We start from the raw sequence: 21,812 nt of genomic DNA on the forward strand, positions 1-21,812 counted from the left end.
TTTCAGGCGGCGGCTGTGACGCCGAGGGCGCCGAGCAGTTCGGTACGGAGGGCGGAATGCTCGACGGCGGCACCCGCTTGGCGCTCCAAGGCGACCCGGCCGCCTTGGAGCACGATGACTCGGTCGGCGAGCGTGATGGCCTCGTCGACGTCGTGGGTGACGAGCAGGACGGCAGGGCGATGCGCTGCTACGAGTTCCTTCAGCAGCGCGTGCATCTTCAAACGGGTGAGTGCATCCAAGGCTCCGAAGGGTTCGTCGGCCAGGAGCAGCCGCGGTTCCCGGACCAGCGAACGTGCCAGGGCGACGCGCTGCTGCTCGCCTCCGGACAACTCGTGTGGCCAGGCTTTCTCCCGGCCGGCGAGTCCCACCTCGGCGAGTGCGCGGCGGCCGCGAACATCGGCGTCGTGGTCCTTCAGGCCCAGGGTGACGTTGCCCAGCACGGTGTCCCACGGCAGCAGCCGTGAATCCTGGAACACCACGGATACCTGTTCCGGCACCTGGACCACGCCGCTCCCGCGGACATCGCGGTCCAGCCCGGCGAGGGCGCGCAGCAGGGTGCTCTTGCCGCAGCCGCTGGGTCCAAGGAGGGCGACGAATTCGCCCGGTGCGATGTCTAGGTTGACGCCGTTGAGGACGCCTTTCGGTCCGAAGCTGCGGATCAGGTTCCGGACGGACACCTCATTCCGGGCTGCAGCCGGTGCCGCCTCCACGACGTTCAGCCCGCCAGTGTGCGCTGCCATGACAATGCCTTTCGTTCCAGGAGCCGGACGGCTGCGTCGGAGAGGAGGCCCAGGATGCCGTAGACGGCCAGTCCCAGGACGATGATGTTGGTTTGGCCGTAGGTGCGGGCGAGCTCCATCATGTAGCCGATGCCGCTGGTGGAGTTGATCTGCTCAACCACCACCAGAGACACCCAGGCACCGGTGACGGCGAACCGCAGCCCCAGGAAGAATCCGGGAAGCGCTCCCGGCAGGACCACCCGCCGGATGAAGCCGGCCCGGCTCAGCCCCACCGTTTGGGCAAGCTCGACGTAGCGGAGGTCGATCCCGCGGAGTCCCGCATGGGTCTGGAGGTAGATCGGCACGAACACGCCCAGGGTGATGGTGAGGACCTTCATGGTCTCGTCAATGCCGAACCACAGGATCAGGAGCGGGATGAGTGCCAGCCCCGGAATAGCGCGCTTGATCTGCACAGGGCCGTCGATCAACGATTCGCCTACGCGGCTCAAGCCGGCGAGCAAGGCCAGCGCGGCGCCTACGACGATGCCGAAGAACAACCCCAGCCCGGCCCGTTGCGCGGAAATCGCGAGGTGCTCCTGCAAGCGGCCGTCGGCGATCAGTTCGCCGGCTGTGCCCACCACCGTCCACGGTTCGGAGAGGATGCGCGGATCCAGCAGGCCGGTAGCCGAGGCCACCACCCATAGAAGGACCAGCGCTGCCGGCCCCACGAGCCCCGCGAAACGGCGGCGCGGACCGGGTCCCAGCCGTCGGCTGCCCGGCCTGACGTCAGGGCGGCCGGCCAGCGCCGGGTCCAGGTGGGGTTCGACGGCGGCGCCTGGCTGAGTGCCGGCGTCGGACTTTGCTGCGGTGCGGACTGAGGTCCGCCCGGCTGCGGCTGCAGTGGTCATGCCGTAGCCCCCTTGGCAGCTGCGTAGGCCTTGCCACCGATGGCCTCGAAGCGGAGGTCGTAGAGCTTCGCGGCATCGAGCTTAGGCTTCTTCTGCTCACGGGCCAGCAGATCGATGGTTTGCTGATGCCGGGCGATCGCTTCAGTCCAGGACACAGGAAGGTCCCGCTCGCCGGCGGCGTCGATCAGGTATTGGCCGTCTTCGGCGGAGAGCCCCTGGTTCTTGATGTAGTAGCCCTCCAGCCATTCCTTGGGGTGGTCCTGGATCCAGCGCTGCGCCTGGCCCCAGATATCGACGTATTCAGCGAGGGCGGCGGCCTTTGCCGGATCGTCGAGGACCTTGGCGGGGGAGTACAAGTGGCCGGGGTCGTCGCGGAGCCCGTGCCGCAGCGTTGTTCCGCCGTCCGCGCCGTACTTGGCCAGGTAGCGCTTGATCTGCACGCCGCCCAGCGGTGCGGCATCAACCTGCTTGCTGGACAGGGCCGTGGAGTAGGCATCGCCGGTACTGGGGAGTTCAACGAGTTTCACGTCGCTTTGCTGCAAACCGGCCTTTTCAAGGATCCGGAGCACCAGGGCACCTTGTGCTTGCCCCGGGCTGTAGGCAATCTTCTTCCCACGCAGGCCCGGGAGGTCCGTGACTCCCGCGCCGGGGGCGATGCCGAGCTCGTACAGAGGATGGTTGACGGCATCTTGCCGGAACACGCTGGCGATGATGCGTACGTCCAATCCGGTCCAGGTCGCGTGGATGGGCGGAATGTCGGCCACGGAACCAACGTCCAAGGCGTTGGCGCGGAAGGCTTCCGTGGTGGCTGGTCCGCCGGAGATATTGGCGAACTTGACTGGGAAGCTGAGCTTCTTGTCCAGTCCGGACAGTTCGAGGGCAACCTGGACAGTGGGATCACCCACCACCAGGGTTGTACCGACCGGAATGGTGGTGGACAGGGGCGTGGTCACCTGGGCTGCCTGGGTGGCTTGGCCAGTGGCCGCGCTCGTGGCATTGCAGGCAGTGACGAAGGCCAGGGCAGGAAGGGCGAGGAATCCACCCAGGATTTGCCTGCGGCTGGGGGTGGTGGACTGGTTTTGGGCGCGGGGGAACGCGGATGACATAAAGAGCCTTTCACGTGCGTGTGGTCTGCCGGGCATGGTTGATCCATGTGCAGCAGCAGTGCAGATCGCTTAGTGCTGAAGGCAGGGCGGACAGCAGGAGTGCGCCGGCGTCATGCTGAAGTGGGCCTGGAGCATCGTTCCTCCTGTTCCGGGTGTTGGGTGATCGGAAAGCTGCGTGTCACACGCGCTTGTCACGAATTCGTCGGCAGCTGTCATGCGCCGTGTGGCAACTCAAACATGGGCGCAACTCCCGGCGCCAGCCTTTCGACATAAGCCCGCAACGGCGGGAAACGGGGCTTAACGCCACGCAACGCGGCTCAATTCGACGCCATGCGGGGCAACACAAAACCCCGGAAAAGACTGATAGTTCGGTCACGAAAACCGCCGTTTCGCCCAATGCAACTCCCGGTTACCACTACCATTGACAGGTGCTTTCGCCGATTACCGTCCGCCCCGCCCTGCCCGAAGACTACGACGCCGTTGCCCGCATCACGCTGGACTCCTACGTCACTGCCGGTTACTACGGCAGCGCTGACCACCCGTACCTTCTGGAACTGCAGAACGTTGCTGGCCGGGCGAAGCACGCGGACATCCTGGTGGCAGAACGCGATGGCCACATCATCGGTTCCGTCACAGCAGCTCCGGCCGGTGGCGGATTCTCCGACATTGGCTTGGAAGGCGAACTGGAACTGCGGACCCTCGTGGTCGATCCCGCAGTACAACGTTCAGGCGCCGGCCGCGCCCTGGTGCAGGCCGTCGTCGAGCAGGCCCAGGCGACCGACGGCATCGAAGCCGTGTGCCTCACCACCGGCGCCACGTGGGAGAGCGCAAATGCCCTCTACGTCCGGACGGGCTTTGACAGGGCGCCCGAACGCGATTGGTTCGTGCCGGGCACCGACATAAAGCTGTTCGTTTACAGGCTTGAGCTGCCGCAAGCCTAAAGTTTTCCTCGGATATCCCGGCAGCAGGCCGGGAAGCGACAGGAAAGGCGCGGCATGCGCAAGACATTCGGCTCGGGTTCGGTCTGGGAACAGACCCTTGGCTACTCCCGTGCAGTCCAGGTGGACAACACCCTCTTCATTTCGGCCACCGCGGCTTCCGGTCCCGAAGGCATCGTCGGCGACGACTTCTACTCGCAGACCAAGTACATCCTGGAAAAGCTCGGCGCTGTCCTGGAAGAAGCCGGCTTCTCTTACGAGGACGTTGTCCAGTCCAAGCTGTACCTCACGGACATCAGCAAGTGGGAAGACGCGGGCCGCGCACACGGCGAGGTGTTCGGCGAAATCCGCCCCACCCTCTCCCTCGTGCACGTGCTGCCGTTCCTCGATCCGCAGATGCTGGTGGAGATCGAACTCGTGGCCCAGAAGTCCGCGTAGCTCCTTGGCTTAGCCCGGGATGCCGTAGCGGTGTTCCGGGCGGCCTGTGGTTCCGTACCGCAGTTGGATTTCGACGGCGCCATCGTCCGCGAGCGAGGACAGGTACCTTTGCGCGGTGGCCCGGGAAACGCCCACCCGGTCCGCCACCTCGGCTGCGGAATATTGCTCGCCCGCCACCAGCGACTCCAGCACCGCGGCTTCGGTTGCTGAGCGCGGCTTGGCCGACGGCGTGACGTCGCCGGGGATGAGGGCCCGCTTGGCCCGTTCGATGCTGCTCTGGTCGACGCTGGGCTGTTGTCCCAGGATGCGGCGGTACCGGGCATAGGAGCGGAGCTGCTGGGACAAAGACTCGGCCGTGAACGGCTTCAGCAGGTACCCCAGGGCCCCTCGGCGCATCGCGACCCTGATGGACTGTGCATCCGAGGCCGCCGTCAGCATCACGGCGTCGACGTCCAGCTGGCCCAGGAGATCCAGGCCGGAGCCGTCGGGCAAGTAGACGTCCAACAGCACCAGGTCCGGGCGCAGGCTGTGGATCGCCTGGAGCGCCTGGGACACCGATCCGGCAGGCGCCAAGGCCATGAATCCCGCCACGGAATCAACGTAGGCCGCGTGCAGCCTTGCCACGTGGAAATCGTCATCCACGATCAGCACCCTCAAGTCCTCAGCCATTGCTGTCCTTCCACTCGGTTGTGCCGGATTCATCATGGCCCAAGGCGTCCGTCTGGCCCATGACACCCGGAATGGACGCCATGAACACTGCTCCGGGACCACCGCGGCTCCCGGTTTCCAGCACCCGGACGTCCCCGCCCCGGCGCCGGGCAAGCTGCCGCACCAGGGCCAGCCCCAGCCCGTGGCCGGCCCCCGGACGTACCGGCTGCTCCGACGTCGTAAATCCTTCGGTGAAGACCTCTTCGGCTTCCACCCCGCCCAGGCCATCGCCCGAGTCTCCCACCACAACGTGCAGGGTGCCGCCGTCGTCCAACAGTTCCAGCTCCACCCAGCGTTCCGTCGCGGACCCGGCGACGGCGGCGTTCACGGCGTTGTCGATCAGGTTGCCCAGGACCGTGGTGACGTCCTGGGGGTCCTCAACGTGGCCGCGGACCAATGTCTCGGGGCCGATGCGCAATGAGACTCCACGCTCGGACGCTTCGACGCTTTTGGCCCCCACGAAGGCCTGCAGATAGGTGTCCTGGAGCAGTTGGCCCTGTTCCAGCGGGAACTTCAGCGGACCGGTGGCTGAAATCCGTGCGAGGTATTCCTTGGCGGCATCGTGCTGGCCGATGCTCATGAACCCGGCAATGGTGTGGAGCTGGTTGGCAAACTCGTGGCGTTGGGCGCGGAGGGCGGTTGACATGGTTCCCACGGCATCGAGTTGGCGTGTCAATTGCTGCAGCTCGGTGCGGTCCCGCAACATCACCACCCATCCAAGGTCCTCCTTGCGGTGCCAGGCTTTACGGGCACTGGCCACGAGGACTCGTCCGCCAGCCACCACTTCCACGGCCTCGGCATCCTGGGCTGCGGGCTCCGTGAGGCGTTTGAGTTGCGGTGGCACATTCGCAGAGGCCCAATGCGTCCCCGTGGCGTCGGGAAGATCCAGGAGCCGGGACGCCGCTGCGTTGAAGACAGAAATCCGGCCGTCGGCAGCAACGCCGATCACGCCGTCGTCCACGCCTTGCAGGACGGCCACCTGATCGTGGACCAGCGTGCTGATTTCCTCGGGTTCAAGTCCCAGCGTCAGCCGCTGCAGGCGGCGGCGGAGCAGGAAGGATGCGAGGACTCCGGCCAGCAATGCCCCGCCCGCGGTTAAAGCGATCGGCACGATGTCCCGGGCGAGACTCTTGCTGAGGGATTCCATGGAATAGCCCACGCTGACCTCACCGACGATCGCCCCGTTGGGGGTGCCGGGCGCGTAGATCGGAACCTTTGCTCCCGCGGACGGACCCAGGGTGCCCGTGTTGCGCGTCGTGATTTCCTGGCCGCCCAAAGCAACTGACGGGTCGGTGCTGACCCGTTCGCCCAGCCGGGCAGTTTCGGGGTGTGCCAGGCGCATGCCCGTCTCATCGGTGATGACGACGAACAGCGCGCCGGTGCGTACGCGCGCTGCCTCGGCTGCCGCTTGCAGGGGCCCTTCAGCCAAGACCGATGCGGGAGGAGTTCCTTCTTCCTTGCTGATCGCCTGGACGTCCGCCCGGACATCGGGATCCGCCGCGACTGTCCGCGCGAGCGTGAGGGCCTGGTTTTCAGCTTCGGTGCCGATGCGGTCATAGACCAGCCACGCGTGGACGGCCCCGCTGAGCATGACCACCAGGAGCACTACGCCCAGCTGGAGGAGGAGTGTTTGGGTGGAGAAACGCAGGCTGACCCGGCTTGTGCGCGGCATTGTCACTCCTTTCCTCCTGCTCCATTGAAGCATTGAGCACAATGCGCAAAACGTTCGCAACGAGCAGTAGTGCGATCAAATCCCACAAACCCCGTCGCGTGACGGAGGCCACCCTACGGTTTGTAGTGCGCATCACACCGAAGTGTTGCCACTAAGTAGTAAGGAGCCGGCCGTGCTGGTTTTGCTTGGATTCGCAATGATTGCGGTATTCATGGTCCTGATCATGACCAAAAAGTTGACGCCCGTCTTGGCGCTGATCATCGTCCCCACGATCTTTGGCCTCTTCGCAGGTGCCGGCCTCGGCATCGGACCCATGGTCATGGATTCCATGAAGTCCATGACGTCCACGGCCGCGCTCCTCATGTTCGCGATCATCTACTTCGGTCTCATGATCGACGTGGGACTCTTCGATCCGCTGGTGAAGTTCATCCTGCGAAAGCTCGGCAACGATCCCGCCAAGGTGGTCCTCGGTACGGCGATCCTCGCCGCCGCAGTTTCCCTCGACGGTGACGGGTCCACCACCTTCATCCTCACCACCGCCGCGATGCTTCCGGTGTACCTCCGCCTCAAGATGAGCCCGGTTGTCCTCACCTGCGTGGCGGGCCTCGCCAACGGCACCATGAACATCCTTCCGTGGGGCGGTCCGACTGCCCGCGCCGCAACCGCCCTGCACCTTGATGTCAACGACGTCTTCGTCCCGATGGTCCCGTCGCTCATCGTCGGCCTCATCGTGGTGCTGGTCTTCTCCTGGCTGCTTGGCCTGCAGGAACGCAACCGCCTCCGCGCCACTGCACCGGAGATCTGGGGCGACGTCGCCAATCCGGCTGACGCGTTCGACGGCGGCAACGGCCGCGGCGGTTCGGTCGCCGCCGGTTCGGGCCTGGGTTCCGGCTCCGGCTCAACCAAGAACGCAGGCAAGCCGGGCACCGGCGGAGGCTCCGGCGTCGTGGTTCTGGAACGTACCGAAGAATTGGTGGACGAGCACGATACCGCCATGGCGGACACCGCCCTGGATCCCAACCGTGCCACCCTGCGGCCCAAGCTGTTCTGGTTCAACCTGGCCCTGACCGTCGCCGTCATGGTGACGCTGGTGGCCAACATCATCCCGCTGCCGTTCGTCTTCATGGTGGGTTCCGCGATCGCCCTGCTGGTCAACTTCCCCAAGGTCAAGGACCAGGGTGCGCAACTGATCGCCCACGCACCGTCGATCGTTGCCGTGGTCAGCATGGTCATGGCCGCCGCAGTGCTCACCGGCGTCCTCAATGGCACCGGCATGGTCAAGGCGATGTCCGAGTGGCTGGTCCAGATCATCCCCGCCGACATGGGCCCGTTCATGGCAGTGATCACCGGCGTGCTCAGCATCCCCATGACGTTCTTCATGAGCAACGATGCCTTCTACTTCGGCGTCCTCCCCGTCCTCAGCGAAACCGCCGCACACTACGGTGTTGGCGCCGCGGACATGGCCCGTGCTTCCATCACCGGCCAGCCGTTCCACCTGCAGAGCCCGCTGGTTCCGGCCATCCTGCTCCTCGTTTCCCTTGCCAAAGTGGACCTGGGCGACCACCACAAGAAGGTCCTGTGGCGCACCGCGGTCATCTCGCTGGTGATGCTCGCAGTGGGCGTGCTGACGGGAGCCATCGGTATCGGCTGACCCCGATCAGCCACCGCAGATGATCAGCCTGCCGGGTTCGTTGCCTGGCAGGTCTGGTCATTTGCTGTTTGTGCGGCAATGTTCTGCGGGGCTGTGGCCTCAGCGGCAGGAGCCGGGCCTTCGGCTGCCGGGGCGCCTGCCGCAGCGTCGTTCGCCGCGGGATCCTGCGCCGCCGGAGCCTGCGGGTTCGGGGCCGTGGAAGGTTCGGCGGGGGCCTTGCCCAGGTCCGCACTCTTCTGCAGGGCCGCGAAGAGGTTTCCGGCGGCGGGTTCGTCCAGGGCAAGCCTGTTCGGGTCTTCCAAGGCCGGCGCAGTTGGAACCGTGATGAAGTTGACCTTCGCGGGGTCGATGTTCTTGAGCCTGTCGGCGATGGTCAGCAACGATGCAGCCGAAGCCAGGCCCGTGTCCACGGTGAGGTTCCTGGTCATGGTGTCCGCGATGCCCAGGGCCTTGGGCGGATCGCTGAGGGTTCCCTCGGACTTGAGCTTGCGCGTGAGGGAACCGAGGAAGGATTGCTGGGCCTGGATGCGGCCGAGGTCCCCGCCGTCCGCGAAGGCATGCCGTGTTCGGAGGAACGCCAAAGCCTGGTCACCCTGCACCTGCGACGTTCCCTGCGGGAGGTCCAGTCCGGACTCGGGGTCGTTCACCGCGGAGTCCACGCACACGTCCACGCCGCCAACCGTGGTGGAGAGCTCCTTGACGGCGTTGAAGTCCGCCATCATGAAGTGGTCCACCTCCATGCCGGTCAGGTTGTTCACGGTATCCACCGCACAGCCGACGCCGGCTTCGGCCATGGCGCTGTTGATCATGACGCCTTGGCGGGCCGCGTGCTGCTGCTTGGTGTCTTGGTCCGTGCATTCAGGAACATCCACCAGCAGGTCCCTGGGGAAGCTGATGACGTTGACGTTCTTGTTGTCGGCGGAGATGTCCACCAGCATCGTGACGTCCGATTGCCCATATCCGGAGGACTGGTCGGCCGTGCCGTACTGGCCGTTCTTGCCGCTGCGTGTATCGCTTCCCAGGACCAGGATCTGGATGCGGTCCTTTGAATCGTCCACCCCACTTTCAGTGCGGTTGCTGCCCGCCCCCAACGAGCCTGTGGAGATGTTGGACTGCAGCCGCCAGACCCAGTAGCCGCCAAAGCACAGGACGCCGAGCAGGGCGGCGGAAACCGCCAGGACCACGGGCTTGAGCCAGCGCCGGCGCTTGCGGACGGGCGCGGACGACGACGGGCTAAGGCTGCCTTGGGCGAGGTTTCCCTGGCCGGGGTAGCGGGCTGCTTCTGTTGGATTGTGGTCGGGGGTATCGTGGCGACCTTGCACGGGTCGGGCCTTTCCTCGGGGTAAGAAGCCGTCAATTTTACGGAGCGATTCTGGAAGCTTCCTGAACGGAGCCGGAATCCGGGACGGGGACGGGCCACCTGTGTGACCCTCGCCGGGCCCGGACAAGTAGACTGGTTCGGAAAACCATTTGAACTTTGCAGGGGAGATCCATGGCTGCGATCAACCGTGACGACGTCGCGCATCTTGCGCGTCTGGCTCACATTGAAATGAGTGCCGAAGAGCTGGACAGGATGGCCGGCGAGCTTGCCGTCATCGTGGATTCGGTGAAGTCCGTGAGCGAAGCTGCCGGGGACGACGTCCCGGCCACGTCCCACCCGATTCCGTTGACCAACGTCTTCCGTGAAGACGTCGTGGGCCACACGTTCACGGCCGAGCAGGCGTTGTCCGGCGCCCCCGATGCCGCCGAAAACCGTTTCAAGGTCCCGGCGATCCTGGATGAGGACTAACAACCATGACTGAACTGAAGAACGAACTCATCCGCCACTCCGCCGCCGACCTCGCAGCCAAGCTGGCTTCCAAAGAGGTTTCCGCCGTCGAGGTCACGCAGGCGCACCTGGACCGGATTGCCGACGTCGATGGCCAGGTTAATGCCTTCCTGCACGTCAACACCGAAGAAGCCCTGGCCGTCGCAGCCGAGGTTGATACCGCACGCGCAGCCGGTGAGGAACTGCACGCCCTCGCCGGTGTGCCCATCGCGGTCAAGGACCTGATTGTCACGGTCGGCCAGCCGACCACTGCGGGCTCCAAGATCCTTGAGGGCTGGCACAGCCCGTACGACGCAACTGTCATCAAGAAGCTCCGCGCCGCGAAGATGCCCATCCTGGGCAAGACCAACCTTGACGAGTTCGCCATGGGTTCCTCCACGGAGCACTCGGCGTACGGACCCACCCGCAACCCGTGGGACCTGGACCGCATCCCCGGCGGTTCGGGCGGCGGGTCCGCTGCCGCCGTCGCAGCTTTCGAAGCACCGCTGGCGCTCGGCACGGACACCGGCGGCTCCATCCGCCAGCCGGGTGCCGTCACCGGAACTGTGGGCATGAAGCCCACCTACGGCGCGGTTTCCCGTTACGGTGCCATCGCCATGGCGTCCTCGCTGGACCAGATCGGTCCGGTATCCCGCACCGTCCTCGACTCTGCACTGCTGCAGGAAGTCATCGGCGGCCACGATCCCTTCGACTCCACGTCGCTGACCGACCCATTCACCAACCTCGTTGCAGCGGCGCGGCTGGGCAACGTGGCGGGCCTGAAGATCGGCATCATCAAGGAACTGCACGGCGAGGGTTACCAGACCGGCGTGGAGAACCGCTTCAACGAGTCCCTTGAACTGCTCAAGGACGCGGGCGCGGAAATCGTCGAGGTGTCCTGCCCCAACTTCAAGTACGCGCTCGGCGCCTACTACCTGATCATGCCCTCCGAGGTCTCCAGCAACCTGGCCAAGTTCGACGGCGTCCGCTACGGCCTGCGTGTCCTGCCCAAGGAAGGCCCGCTGACCATCGAGCGTGTCATGGCAGCCACCCGTGCCGCCGGTTTCGGCGACGAAGCCAAGCGCCGCATCATCCTGGGCACCTACGCCCTCAGCGCCGGCTACTACGACGCCTACTACGGCTCGGCCCAGAAGGTGCGCACGCTGATCCAGCGCGACTTCGACGCCGCCTTCGCCCAGGCCGATGTCCTGATCTCCCCGACGGCTCCCACCACGGCGTTCAAGCTGGGGGAGAAGCTGGACGATCCTTTGGCCATGTACCTGAACGACGTCGCCACGATTCCGGCCAACCTCGCCGGCATTCCGGGCCTGTCCCTGCCGGGTGGCCTGGCCGACGAAGACGGCCTGCCCGTGGGCATCCAGCTCTTGGCGCCTGCCCGCGAAGACGCCCGCCTGTACCGCGTGGGCGCCGTCCTCGAATCCATCCTTGAAGAGAAGTGGGGTGGCCCGATGCTCGCACAGGCACCTGCCCTGGGTTCTGCCGCCACAACCGCCGGAGGTTCCAACTAATGTCCGTCGATGCAACCCTGAGCTTCGAAGAGGCCATGGAGAAGTACGATCCCGTCCTGGGGTTCGAGGTCCACGTAGAGCTCAACACCAAGACCAAGATGTTCTCCTCGGCGCCCAACGTCTTCGGTGACGAGCCGAACACCAACGTCAACGAGGTTGACCTGGGCATGCCCGGCGTCCTGCCGGTGGTCAACAAGACGGCGGTGGAGTCCTCCATCAAGATCGGCCTCGCGCTGAACTGCAAGATCGCCGAGTCCTGCCGCTTCGCCCGGAAGAACTACTTCTACCCGGACACCCCCAAGAACTTCCAGACCTCCCAGTACGACGAGCCGATCGCCTATGACGGCTACCTGGACATCGAACTGGAGGACGGCACGGTTTTCCGCGTGGAGATCGAGCGCGCCCACATGGAAGAGGACGCCGGCAAGCTGACCCACATGGGTGGCGCCGCAGGCCGTATCCAGGGTGCGGACTACTCGCTGGTGGACTACAACCGTTCCGGCGTTCCGCTGGTGGAAATCGTCACCAAGCCGATCGAGGGCGCGGGCAGCCGTGCTCCCGAGCTGGCCAAGGCCTACGTCGCCGCGGTTCGCGAGATCGTGAAGAACCTCGGTGTCTCCGACGCGAAGATGGAGCGCGGCAACGTCCGTTGCGACGCCAACGTTTCCCTGCGCCCACACGGCCAGGAGCGCTTCGGCATCCGCTCGGAGACCAAGAACGTGAACTCGCTCCGCGCGGTTGAACACGCCGTCCGCTACGAGATCCAGCGCCACGCCGCCGTCTTGGATTCCGGCCAGCCGGTCATCCAGGAAACCCGCCACTGGCACGAGGACACGCGTTCGACGACGTCGGGCCGCGCCAAGTCCGACGCCGACGATTACCGCTACTTCCCGGAGCCGGACCTGGTTCCCGTTGTTGCGTCCCGCGAATGGGTGGAGGAACTCCGCGCCACGCTGCCTGAGCCGCCGGCCGAGCGCCGCAAGCGCCTCAAGGAAGCCTGGGGCTATTCGGACCTCGAATTCCGCGATGTGGTCAACGCAGGCGTCATGGACTCCGTTGAGGAAACCGTCGCAGCCGGAGCCACCGCCGACGTCGCCCGCAAGTGGTGGATGGGTGAGGTTGTTGGCCGTGCCAAGACCGCGGACGTGGAGCCCGCTGAACTCGGCGTAACCCCGCAGCTGATTGTCGAACTCAACAAGCTCGTTGAAGGCGGCAAGATCAACAACAAGATGGCTTCGCAGGTCCTGGACGGTGTCCTTGCCGGCGAAGGTACGCCTGAAGAGATCATCGAAAAGCGTGGCCTCGCAGTGGTTTCCGACGACGGCCCGCTCCTGGAAGCCATCGATGCAGCGCTCGCAGCCCAGCCAGATGTTGCCGACAAGATCCGTGGCGGCAAGGTCCAGGCTGTTGGTGCCATTGTGGGTGGCGTCATGAAGGCCACCCGCGGCCAGGCTGACGCCGGTCGCGTCAAGGAACTCATCCTTGAGAGGCTCGGGGTGGAGGGCTAGGTTCCCCGCACACCCAAGTGGGTCGCAGTTGTAGCCGTTTTGATCCCTCAGAACGGCACCAATTGCGACCCACTTTTTGTTGGTCCGGGCGCACAATTAACCCATGGCCACACTTTCTCCGGGCCTTCGCAAGGCCTTCATAGCCGGCGGCATCGCCGTCGCCCTGACCGGCGCCGGGGGCGCCGCGGTGTGGGCAGGCACCCAGCCCAGCCCGTCGCCGTCGGGCACGTCCTCCAGCAGCCCGTCGCCAAGCCCCTCGCAAGTCAAATCGGATGCCCGCCACGGGCAAGCCATCCACGGCGAACACGTGGTGAAGGACGCCGATGGCGCGTTCCGTACTGTGATCACCCAGGCCGGGACCATCGAGTCGGTCAGCAGCTCGGAGGTCACCGTGAAGAGCGAGGACGGGTTCACGCAGCGTTACGCGATCAACTCCGACACGAAGATCAGCAAGGTTTCCGCTGACCTGCCCCGGAACGGACGCGGGAAGCCCACGCTGCCTTCGGCCTCGGCAACCGACCTGAAAGCCGGGGACAGGATCCACGTGTCCGGAACCAAAAACGGCGACGCCGTCACCGCCAACAGGATCCTGTCCGGTGAACTGCCCGCCATGATGCGTGGCCATGGCGTGCGGGGCCACGGGCCGAAATAGCAGTTACAGCACCACAGTCCTGAAACCCAGGTTGCCGCTCGCGGAATCCGGCGTGTTTGAGCTGCGCGCTGCCAGCCGGTACCGGTTGCAGTATGAGTCGTGGCACAAGTACGAGCCACCCCGCATCACGCGTCCGCGCCCGATGGTGGGTCCTTGCGGATCTTGGACCGTGCCGTTGGCAAGGCAGGTTTTGTAATACTTGGGCAGGAACCAGTCGCTGCACCACTCCCACACGTTGCCGCTGGTCTGGTACATACCGTAGCCGTTCGGTTCGAACCAACGCGCGGGCGCAGTGGTCAGGAAGCCGTCCTCGACGTCGTTGCGCGCGGGGAACTCACCTTGCCAGATGTTGCAGTTGTGGCGCGCTTCACCTTCTCCGGGGTTGTGGAGCTCGTTTCCCCAAGGGAAGCGCAGGCCCTCGTACCCGCCGCGGGCCGCATATTCCCACTCGGCTTCGGTGGGGAGCCGCCGGCCCGCCCATGCGCAGTAGGCCAAGGCATCGTTGTGTGAAACGTGGGTCACTGGATGGTCCGGGATGTCCGTCCAGGCCGAGAGGGGTCCTGCGGGGTGCTTCCAATCAGCGCCGCGGACATTGAGCCACCATGGGACGTTGCCAACCCGGTTGAGGATGTCCCCGGGCCCGGCTTGGACGGCGAGGTGGAAGACGGGCGAAGTCCCGAAACTTTCCGATTCGGTCCGGTGCCCGGTGGCGTCGACGAAAGCCGCGAACTCCTGGTTGGTCACGGTGGTGGCGCTGATGCGGAAGGCCGCGACGCGCACCTCATGCACGGGGGACTCGCCGTCGTCCTCGTAGCCTTCGTTGAAGGGGTCACCCATGGCGAAGGTTCCGCCGGGGATATCGACATCGTTGCCACCGCCTTGCGGCGTGGGACTTTGCGTCCGGGGCCCTTGGGATGAACCTACGACGCCGGCACCCGCCACGGGATGGCCACCCGCCGCGCGCTGTGGCGGCGTCAGCCCCGACGTCGTATGTTCCCGGGCGCCGGCGCCCGGGCTGCAGCAATCGTTCACCCCACCATCCTACTGGGGCGATCCGACGCCGAAAGTGATGAAAACTGATTTCTACGCTCAGTTTCAATCATGATCTTGCAAAAGGCGGATGTGTCACTTATGGTTTGTTAAACGGTTAACGAACGTGGCTTGAATCACACTCAGCACTTGAGGAGACAGCATGAACTCGACAACGGAACAGGCTCCGGCATTGTCCGAAGCCCGCCGTGTCCCGGCTCGGGAGGGCGTGAAAGCGCCAGTGTCCGGCTCCCGGAAGGGCAAGGGGACCAAGCCGCCCAGCCAAAGCTTCCGCTCGCGCTTGAAGCGGGACAAGCAGATGCTCCTGATGATGGTGCCGGGAATTGCGTTCCTGCTGCTCTTCTTCTACATCCCCATCCTGGGCAACGTCATCGCCTTCCAGGACTACCAGCCGTATCTGGGCATCGGAGACAGCCTCTGGGTCGGCTGGCAGAACTTCGTGGATCTCTTCGCGAATCCGGACTTCATCCACGCATTCTGGAACACGCTGTACCTCGCGGCCTGGCAGTTGGTGTTCCTGTTCCCCGTCCCGCTGGTCCTGGCCCTGATCGTCGATTCCCTCATCAGCACCAGGGTCCGTCAGGTCTTCCAGAGCATCGCCTACCTGCCGCACTTCCTTTCCTGGGTCCTGGTGATCGCTTTCTTCCAGCAAATGCTGGGCGGCGCGGGATTCATCAACAACCTGCTCCGGGACTGGGGCATGGACCCCATCCCCTTCATGACCAACCCTGAGACGTTCCCCGTGTTGGTGGTGGTCCAGATGATCTGGAAAGACGCCGGCTGGGCCATGATCATCTTCCTCGCTGCCTTGGCGAGTATCGATGCCTCGCTCTACGAGGCGGCCGCGGCGGACGGTGCCGGGCGTTGGCGCCGGATGTGGCACATCACCCTGCCTGGCCTCCGCCCCGTGATCGTCCTGCTCCTCATCCTGCGCATCGGCGACATCCTCTCGGTGGGCTTCGAGCAATTCATCCTGCAACGCGATGCCGTGGGTGCCGGGGCCTCGGAAGTCCTGGACACCTTCACCTATTACACCGGCGTTGTGGGTGGCGGATGGAGTTCGGGTGCCGCCGCGGGCCTGGCCAAGGGTGTGGTGAGTGCGCTGCTGATCTACGGCGCGAACAAGCTGGCACACCGCTTTGGCGAAGACGGAATCTTTGCACGGAAGGTCGGCTAGCCCCAGAGGCGGCCGTACAAGGAGAACCCCATGGCAACAACACTTTTCACCCGCAAACCCCGCGAGTTGAGCTACAACCCCAAGCGACCAGTGTGGAAGGAACGTCCTTCCGCCCTGTACCAGACCGTCAAGACGGTGGTCCTGGTCCTCTTCAGCCTGTCCATCCTTGCCCCGATCCTTTTGGTGGTGTCCACTTCCCTGGCCGACAACGAGCAACTGGTCAAGGCCGGCGGCTTTGTCCTCTGGCCCGAGCGTCCCACCCTTGAGGCGTACGCCACGATTTTCAAAGGCCCCATGGTCCTGCAATCCCTCGGAGTGAGCGCCCTCATTACCGTGGTGGGAACCATCCTGGCCCTGTTTGTCACCATCACCATGGCCTACGCCACCAGCCGCTCGGTCCTGTTCGGGCGCCCCGTGGTGCTGGCCGTCCTGTTCACCCTGCTCTTCGCACCGGGCCTGATCCCGTCCTTCCTTATGATCCGCCAGCTCGGCCTGCTCGACTCATTGTGGTCGCTCATCCTGCCCGGCATCTTTGGAGCGTTCAACTTCGTCGTGATGCGGTCCTTCTTCATGAACATCCCCGGTGAGCTGATCGAAAGCGCCAGAATCGATGGTGCCAACGACTGGCAAATCCTGTGGCGCATCGTGATGCCGCTGTCCAAAGCCGTGATCGCCGTCGTAGGCCTGTTCTATGCGGTGGGCTTCTGGAACTCGTTCTTCAACGCGCTTCTCTACATCAACGACCACAGCAAGTGGCCCATCCAGCTGTTGCTGAGGAACTTCGTGGTGCAGGGAAGCGGTGCCGCGGACCAATTGGGAATCACCACTACGCCGCCGCCACAGTCCATCCAGATGGCCGTGGTGGTGGTGGCCCTGGTCCCCATCCTCATGGTCTACCCGTTCCTGCAGAAGCACTTTGCCAAGGGCGTCATCACCGGCGCCGTCAAGGGCTAGCACAACAAACTTCCACGCGTCAGAAACCAAAAAGATAACCAGAAAGGGTTATGCCATGACAAGCACTACCTCAGGACAGGCTGGATTCAGCCGCCGCGGCTTCCTTGGCCTCGCAGGCCTGGCCGTGACCGCCGTCGGCCTGTCCGCTTGCGGTGGCGGCGGGGCTTCCGGAGGTGGGGGCGCCGCTGCCTCCGCCGCGGTCAAGCTGCCCACGTACAAAGAGTTCACGGGTGTCACCCCGGACATCGCCGGCAACGCCCAAGGCCTGCAGGCCGGATACTTCAAACTGCCCGATGCCGTGCAGTCCGTAAAGGCTCCGCCGCTCAAGGGCAAGGTCACCGGGCTGACGGAAACCTTCGACACCATGAGCCCCGGCTTGAAGGACAACCCGTTCTGGCAGCGCCTCAATGCGAAGCTTGGCGGGGACCTGGAGCTGCAGATCGCCGAGGACATCGGCGATGGCTATCCCGCCAAGTTCGCCACGGTCCTTGCCAGCAACGACCTCCCGGACATGATGTGGGTACCGCCGAACCAGGGCATCCCCAACGTCGGCCCCATGCTGGAGGCAAAGTTCCAGGACCTCACGCCGTACCTCTCCGGTGACGCCGTGCTCGAGTACCCCAACCTGGCCGCACTGAAGCCGGATTCCTGGAAGACCGCCGTCGTGAACGGAAAGATCTGGGGCGCTCCCATCCCCAGCACCCCGTTCGGCCAGGTGTACCTGGGCAACCACGACATGTGGGCGCAGGTTGGTGGCTTCGAAGCATCCAGTGCCGACGAGTTCCTGGACAAGGCCAAGGAGCTGACCCGTCCCGGCGACCAGAAGTACGCCCTGGAACCGGCCTACATCAACGCGCTGCACATGGTCACCGAATGGTTCGGCGCCCCGAACAGCTGGGCCGTCAACAAGGACCGCACGCTGACGCACCTGTACGAGACCGATGAATACATGGCCGGCGTCGAGTTCACGGCCAAGATGTTCGCCGCGGGGGTCTTCTACCCCGATTCGAAGGCCACGGACATCCGCGCCCGCGTCGCGAACGGAACCGTGGGTGCCCAGGTGGTGTCCGGCCCGCATGACATCCGCAGCTACCGCGCGCTGAGCCGCACCGCGAAATTCGACATCCTCATTCCGTTCAGCGCCGACGGCAAGGTCAAGCCCACGTACGACATGGGCTACGGAACCGTAGGCTTCACGCCGTTCAAGAAGGCGGAGGAGGGCAAGATCCGCGAACTGCTTGCGCTCATCAACTACCTGTCGGCGCCCTTCGGCACGGTGGAGTACATGCAGAAGAACTTCGGCGAGCTCGGCCAGGACTACACCCTGGACGGCAGCGGCAACCCGGTCCGCACGGACACGGGCACCACCAATGCGCCGGGCCTGGTCTCGGCATTGAACATCATGTCCAGCCCGGAGAACGTCCTCTTCAACCCCGGTTTCGACGACGACACGCGCTACGTCAGCGAGCAGGAGAAGAAGCTCCTGGAGATCGCCTGGCGCAACCCCACCAACGGTTCCTACTCGGACACCAACGCCAAGGTGGGCGCCAAGATCACCAAGCAGCTCCGGGACAAGGTGGTGGACATCATCACCGGCCGCGCCAAGATCGACGAGCTCAAGGACGCCGTGAAGCGTTGGAAGAGCGAAGGCGGCGACAAGATGCGCGACGAGTACCAGGCCGCGTTGGACCCCAACGCGCCGGTCTTCCGGAGCTAGCCCGGTTCCCCGGCCAACCCGGCTTCACGGGCTAGCCTCGACACCACGGACGACGGACACCACATCTACACCCAGGGGGAACCATGGCAGGAACAAACAGCACCGGCGTCAGGCCCACCATTCGCATGGTGGCCGAACTCGCCGGAGTCTCCACGGCCACGGTTTCCTATGTGATGTCCGGTCGCCGGGGTGACGGCGGGCCAGGCGTTTCGGATCCGACGGCGGAAAAGGTCAAGGCCGCTGCGGAGCGCCTCGGCTACCGGCCCAACCAGGCTGCCCGGGCCATCCGCACCGGACGGACCAACACCGTGATCCTCTCGCTCACCATGCTCTCGGATCCCTGGTCCCTGTCCGTCATCGAGGCGGTCCAGCGTGCCGCGGAACCATTGGGAATCACGCCGATGATCCTGGGCGACGCCGACTGGGTGAAAGTCCTGGGAACGCATAGTGCCGACGCCGTGTTCGTGGACGCCGTCCGGGAGGACCAGGCTGCTTCGCTGCGAAAGCTGGCCGGGCATGGAACCACGTTGGTGGTCTTCAACGAAAAGCTGGAACCGGAGGGTTTCGACGTCATCCGTTCCATCGCGGAGCCCGGTTGCCGGATGGCCGTGGAGCACCTTCTCCACGGCCACCGGCGGATCGCTTGCCTGACTCCGGCCACTGCCGCCGGAACCTCGGGTGGCAGCCGGTACCGCGCTTACTCCGAAGCCCTGGCCGCTGCCGGGATCGAGGAACGGGAAGACTACGTTGGCCTCTTTGACGGAACCACCTCCGGAGCCTTTGCCGCTACGACCCGGCTCCTGGGACTTCCAGACCGGCCCACCGCCATCTACGCCACCACGGATTTCGCCGCCGTCAGCGCCATAAACGCCGCCCAACGCCTGGGCCTTGCCGTAGGCCAGGACGTGGACATCATCGGTGTGGGCAACACTGTGGAGGGTGAGCGCATGTCACCGTCCCTGAGCACAGTGGGTCCCGTGGACTTCTTCGACAAGCTCGCCCGGCTGCTCCTGCAGCGGGCCACGGGTGCCGTCGATACGCCGACGGTCCTCGATTTCCCCTGGCACCTCTTCGTGCGTGAATCGGCGCCCCACCGCAGCGCCGCGACCAGACTCAACTAAAGAATCAGCAGAAGGAATTTGTACACCATGGAAAAGGATTTGAAGGTCGGCATCGTGGGTTTCGGCCTGCGTTCGGGGTTGTGGAAGCACGCCCACAAGCCGGGCCAGGGGTCTGAGGTCACCATTGTCTGCGACCTCAGCGAACGTGGACGCGCCGACGCCGCCGAACGTATCCCGACAGCCCGCATCACGGACAACCTCGAGGAGTTGCTGGCCAGTGGCCTGGACGCAGTCCTGGTCCTGACTCCGGACAACCAGCATGCCGCCGTCGCGGTCCGTACGCTCAAGGCGGGCATCCCCACCTTCTGCGAGAAGCCGCTCGACGTCACGCTGGAAGCCGCCGACCTGATCCTCAAGACCGCGTATGAAACGGGCACCCGGCTCTACGTGGGCCACAACATGCGGCACATGCCCGTTGTGGTCCAGATGCGCCAGATCATCGAGGAAGGCCGCATCGGCGAGGTCAAGGCCATTTGGTGCCGCCACTTCGTTGGCCATGGCGGTGACTACTACTTCAAGGACTGGCATGCCCAGCGCGCCAACGTCACGTCGCTGCTGCTTCAAAAGGGCGCCCACGACATCGACGTGATCCACTGGCTGGCCGGCGGGTACGCCAAGCGGGTGTCCGCCGTCGGAGAACTCGCCGTTTACGGAGACGTGAAGAACCGCGGCAACAACGACGGCAAGCGCATGGGGGACTGGTTCTCCCTGGACAACTGGCCGCCCACGGAGCAGAAGGACCTGGCGGAGGAGATCGACGTCGAGGACATCTCCATGATGAACATGGTCCTGGACAATGGCGTGTTGGCCTCCTACCAGCAGTGCCACTTCACGCCCGACTACTGGCGGAACTACACCATCATCGGCACCAAGGGCCGGATCGAAAACTTCGGCGACGGCCCGGGGGAAACCATCAATGTCTGGACCTCGCGGACCTCAGGGCGCGGCGAACCGGACCAGGTCATCACCATCCAGGACGGCGAGGGTGGCCACGGCGGTGCCGATCCGAAGCTGATCGCGGAGTTCCTCCGCTTCGCTTCCCAGGGCGGCCGGACGCAGACCAGCCCCATCGCGGCGCGCCAAGCGGTGGTAGCCGGAATCCTCGCGGCCGAGTCCCTGCGCAGCGATGGCTCCGCCCGCGAGGTCCCGGAGTTGCCCGCCGAACTGGTGGAGTACTTCGACGCCGGCCAGCCCGCCTTGACCCACTTGGGTTAGCGGGGGCTTGCCAGCTCGGTCATGACGGTTTGAAGTGACTCGCAAACCGTCATGACCGATTTCCTTTTAAGCGTTTCCGGGCGGGCCAGGATGTCGATCTTGCGCACCGAATTCACACCCGCCAGGGGCCGCAGTACCACGCCCGCATCCAGGACCCGACGCGCCGTGAACCTCGGAAGCAGCCCAATCGCGCCGCCGGCCGAAACCAGCGCCGCCACGGTCGAATAGTCGTTGATGCGGTGCAGCACCTCGGCTGGCCGTCCGCTGACGGCCACGACGGCGGACAGCACGTCCGCGGGGGAGTAGCCGTCGCGGCTGGTCACCCACGGTTCATCGACGACGTCGGACGGCTCCAGTTCGCGTCGTGAGGCCAGCGGGTGTCCAGCCGGCAAGGCGATGTCCAATGGCTCATCCGCGAGCGGGATCACGGCGACTTTGTCCTCCGGCCACGGTGGGCTGTTGTCCATCCGGTGTGCCAGGACCAGGTCGTAGCGGGCAACCAGCCCCGGGAAGTCCTCTTGGGCCACGTCCTCGTCTGAGAGGCGCAACCGAGGTGAGTTCCCGCCGTCGGACGCTTGCCCGCTTGCCAGCAGCGCAGCCAACGGCGCAAACAGCGCCTGCCCGGCACTGTGGAAGGCGCTCACGCTGACAGGGGCGTCGGGTGCGTCGTGATAGGCGCCGATCGCCGCCCGCGCGTCGGCCATGGCATTCACGACGGCGGCACCCGCCTCCGCGAGCACGCGGCCTGCATCCGTCAGCACCAAGGCGCGGCCTTCCTTGCGCGTCAAGGGCACGTCCACGGACCTCTGGAGCAGGGCGAGCTGTTGCGAAACGGCCGACGGGGTGACCATGAGGGTGTCGGCTACGGCCTTCACGCTGCCCAGGTCCCCGAGCTCGCGGAGCATCTGCAGCTGATGGATTTCCATTAGCAAATCCTAAATC

Annotated in this window: 20 protein-coding genes; 12 read left to right on the forward strand and 8 right to left on the reverse strand. The window is 65.0% G+C overall.

Going from position 1 to position 21,812, the window contains the following annotated elements; all coding sequences use genetic code 11:
• Window positions 1-2: 2 nt before the first annotated feature.
• From ACFVSJ_RS01760 to ACFVSJ_RS01770, 3 genes are read right to left on the reverse strand one after another with little or no spacing between them, the layout of a single operon-like run.
• Window positions 3-740, reverse strand: a complete 738-nt coding sequence (locus ACFVSJ_RS01760) for an ABC transporter ATP-binding protein (RefSeq protein WP_387433648.1) — start codon at window positions 738-740, stop codon at window positions 3-5.
• Window positions 716-1,627 carry an ABC transporter permease gene (locus tag ACFVSJ_RS01765; protein WP_387433650.1) on the reverse strand — a complete coding sequence of 304 codons (912 nt, stop codon included), beginning with the start codon at window positions 1,625-1,627 and terminating at the stop codon, window positions 716-718. The genes ACFVSJ_RS01760 and ACFVSJ_RS01765 overlap by 25 nt, the downstream gene beginning before the upstream one ends.
• Complete coding sequence (locus ACFVSJ_RS01770; protein WP_387433652.1) at window positions 1,624-2,733, reverse strand: ABC transporter substrate-binding protein; 1,110 nt, start codon at window positions 2,731-2,733, stop codon at window positions 1,624-1,626. Before ACFVSJ_RS01770 ends, ACFVSJ_RS01765 begins: the two co-directional genes overlap by 4 nt.
• Window positions 2,734-3,161: 428 nt before the next feature.
• Between ACFVSJ_RS01770 and ACFVSJ_RS01775 the strand changes: the two genes are divergently transcribed.
• Together ACFVSJ_RS01775 and ACFVSJ_RS01780 are read left to right on the forward strand one after the other, a co-directional pair.
• Window positions 3,162-3,674 (forward strand): GNAT family N-acetyltransferase, encoded by a 513-nt coding sequence (locus tag ACFVSJ_RS01775; RefSeq protein WP_387433655.1) that lies wholly within the window; start codon window positions 3,162-3,164, stop codon window positions 3,672-3,674.
• A 54-nt stretch (window positions 3,675-3,728) separates the two neighbouring features.
• Entirely contained in the window at window positions 3,729-4,109 is a 381-nt protein-coding gene (locus ACFVSJ_RS01780; RefSeq protein ID WP_387433656.1) for a RidA family protein, read from the forward strand.
• Between the two features lie 9 nt (window positions 4,110-4,118).
• Here the strand turns inward: ACFVSJ_RS01780 and ACFVSJ_RS01785 are convergent, their stop codons facing one another.
• Window positions 4,119-4,778: a response regulator gene (locus tag ACFVSJ_RS01785; protein ID WP_387433659.1), complete on the reverse strand. Its 660-nt coding sequence runs from the start codon at window positions 4,776-4,778 to the stop codon at window positions 4,119-4,121.
• Window positions 4,771-6,489, reverse strand: a complete 1,719-nt coding sequence (locus tag ACFVSJ_RS01790; protein ID WP_387433661.1) for an ATP-binding protein — start codon at window positions 6,487-6,489, stop codon at window positions 4,771-4,773. Before ACFVSJ_RS01790 ends, ACFVSJ_RS01785 begins: the two co-directional genes overlap by 8 nt.
• Window positions 6,490-6,661: 172 nt before the next feature.
• On the opposite strand from ACFVSJ_RS01790, the gene ACFVSJ_RS01795 reads away from it, so the two are divergent.
• Window positions 6,662-8,140: a CitMHS family transporter gene (locus tag ACFVSJ_RS01795; RefSeq protein WP_387433664.1), complete on the forward strand. Its 1,479-nt coding sequence runs from the start codon at window positions 6,662-6,664 to the stop codon at window positions 8,138-8,140.
• A gap of 23 nt (window positions 8,141-8,163) precedes the next feature.
• Here the strand turns inward: ACFVSJ_RS01795 and ACFVSJ_RS01800 are convergent, their stop codons facing one another.
• Window positions 8,164-9,462, reverse strand: coding sequence for an LCP family protein (locus ACFVSJ_RS01800; RefSeq protein WP_387433666.1), 1,299 nt, complete (start codon window positions 9,460-9,462; stop codon window positions 8,164-8,166).
• Between the two features lie 170 nt (window positions 9,463-9,632).
• Here ACFVSJ_RS01800 and gatC point away from each other — a divergent pair, with 170 nt between their 5' ends.
• From gatC to ACFVSJ_RS01820, 4 genes are all read left to right on the forward strand, one after another.
• Entirely contained in the window at window positions 9,633-9,929 is a 297-nt protein-coding gene (gene gatC, locus ACFVSJ_RS01805) for an Asp-tRNA(Asn)/Glu-tRNA(Gln) amidotransferase subunit GatC (protein WP_387433668.1), read from the forward strand.
• A 5-nt stretch (window positions 9,930-9,934) separates the two neighbouring features.
• Window positions 9,935-11,476: an Asp-tRNA(Asn)/Glu-tRNA(Gln) amidotransferase subunit GatA gene (gene gatA, locus ACFVSJ_RS01810; protein WP_387433671.1), complete on the forward strand. Its 1,542-nt coding sequence runs from the start codon at window positions 9,935-9,937 to the stop codon at window positions 11,474-11,476.
• Window positions 11,476-12,984, forward strand: a complete 1,509-nt coding sequence (gene gatB, locus ACFVSJ_RS01815) for an Asp-tRNA(Asn)/Glu-tRNA(Gln) amidotransferase subunit GatB (protein WP_387433674.1) — start codon at window positions 11,476-11,478, stop codon at window positions 12,982-12,984. Before gatA ends, gatB begins: the two co-directional genes overlap by 1 nt.
• A 103-nt stretch (window positions 12,985-13,087) precedes the next feature.
• Complete coding sequence (locus ACFVSJ_RS01820; RefSeq protein WP_387433676.1) at window positions 13,088-13,636, forward strand: DUF5666 domain-containing protein; 549 nt, start codon at window positions 13,088-13,090, stop codon at window positions 13,634-13,636.
• 3 nt (window positions 13,637-13,639) lie between these two features.
• Here the strand turns inward: ACFVSJ_RS01820 and ACFVSJ_RS01825 are convergent, their stop codons facing one another.
• Window positions 13,640-14,668, reverse strand: a complete 1,029-nt coding sequence (locus ACFVSJ_RS01825; protein ID WP_387433679.1) for a formylglycine-generating enzyme family protein — start codon at window positions 14,666-14,668, stop codon at window positions 13,640-13,642.
• 160 nt (window positions 14,669-14,828) lie between these two features.
• Here ACFVSJ_RS01825 and ACFVSJ_RS01830 point away from each other — a divergent pair, with 160 nt between their 5' ends.
• From ACFVSJ_RS01830 to ACFVSJ_RS01850, 5 genes are all read left to right on the forward strand, one after another.
• Window positions 14,829-15,863, forward strand: coding sequence for an ABC transporter permease (locus ACFVSJ_RS01830; protein WP_387433681.1), 1,035 nt, complete (start codon window positions 14,829-14,831; stop codon window positions 15,861-15,863).
• Window positions 15,864-15,893: 30 nt separating this feature from the next.
• Window positions 15,894-16,817, forward strand: a complete 924-nt coding sequence (locus ACFVSJ_RS01835; RefSeq protein WP_387433684.1) for a carbohydrate ABC transporter permease — start codon at window positions 15,894-15,896, stop codon at window positions 16,815-16,817.
• Window positions 16,818-16,872: 55 nt separating this feature from the next.
• Window positions 16,873-18,534 carry a sugar ABC transporter substrate-binding protein gene (locus ACFVSJ_RS01840; protein ID WP_387433685.1) on the forward strand — a complete coding sequence of 554 codons (1,662 nt, stop codon included), beginning with the start codon at window positions 16,873-16,875 and terminating at the stop codon, window positions 18,532-18,534.
• A gap of 83 nt (window positions 18,535-18,617) precedes the next feature.
• Window positions 18,618-19,655 carry a LacI family DNA-binding transcriptional regulator gene (locus ACFVSJ_RS01845; protein ID WP_387433687.1) on the forward strand — a complete coding sequence of 346 codons (1,038 nt, stop codon included), beginning with the start codon at window positions 18,618-18,620 and terminating at the stop codon, window positions 19,653-19,655.
• A 27-nt stretch (window positions 19,656-19,682) separates the two neighbouring features.
• The gene (locus ACFVSJ_RS01850; protein WP_387433689.1) at window positions 19,683-20,870 is read left to right on the forward strand and encodes a Gfo/Idh/MocA family protein; all 1,188 of its coding nucleotides are present in this window, start codon (window positions 19,683-19,685) and stop codon (window positions 20,868-20,870) included.
• Here ACFVSJ_RS01850 and ACFVSJ_RS01855 read toward each other — a convergent pair.
• Window positions 20,867-21,796 carry a LysR family transcriptional regulator gene (locus tag ACFVSJ_RS01855; protein WP_387433692.1) on the reverse strand — a complete coding sequence of 310 codons (930 nt, stop codon included), beginning with the start codon at window positions 21,794-21,796 and terminating at the stop codon, window positions 20,867-20,869. The genes ACFVSJ_RS01850 and ACFVSJ_RS01855 overlap by 4 nt on opposite strands.
• Between the last annotated feature and the right edge of the window lie 16 nt (window positions 21,797-21,812).

Origin of the sequence: Paenarthrobacter sp. NPDC058040, from assembly GCF_042885775.1 — a bacterium.
Classification (GTDB): Bacteria; Actinomycetota; Actinomycetes; order Actinomycetales; family Micrococcaceae; genus Arthrobacter.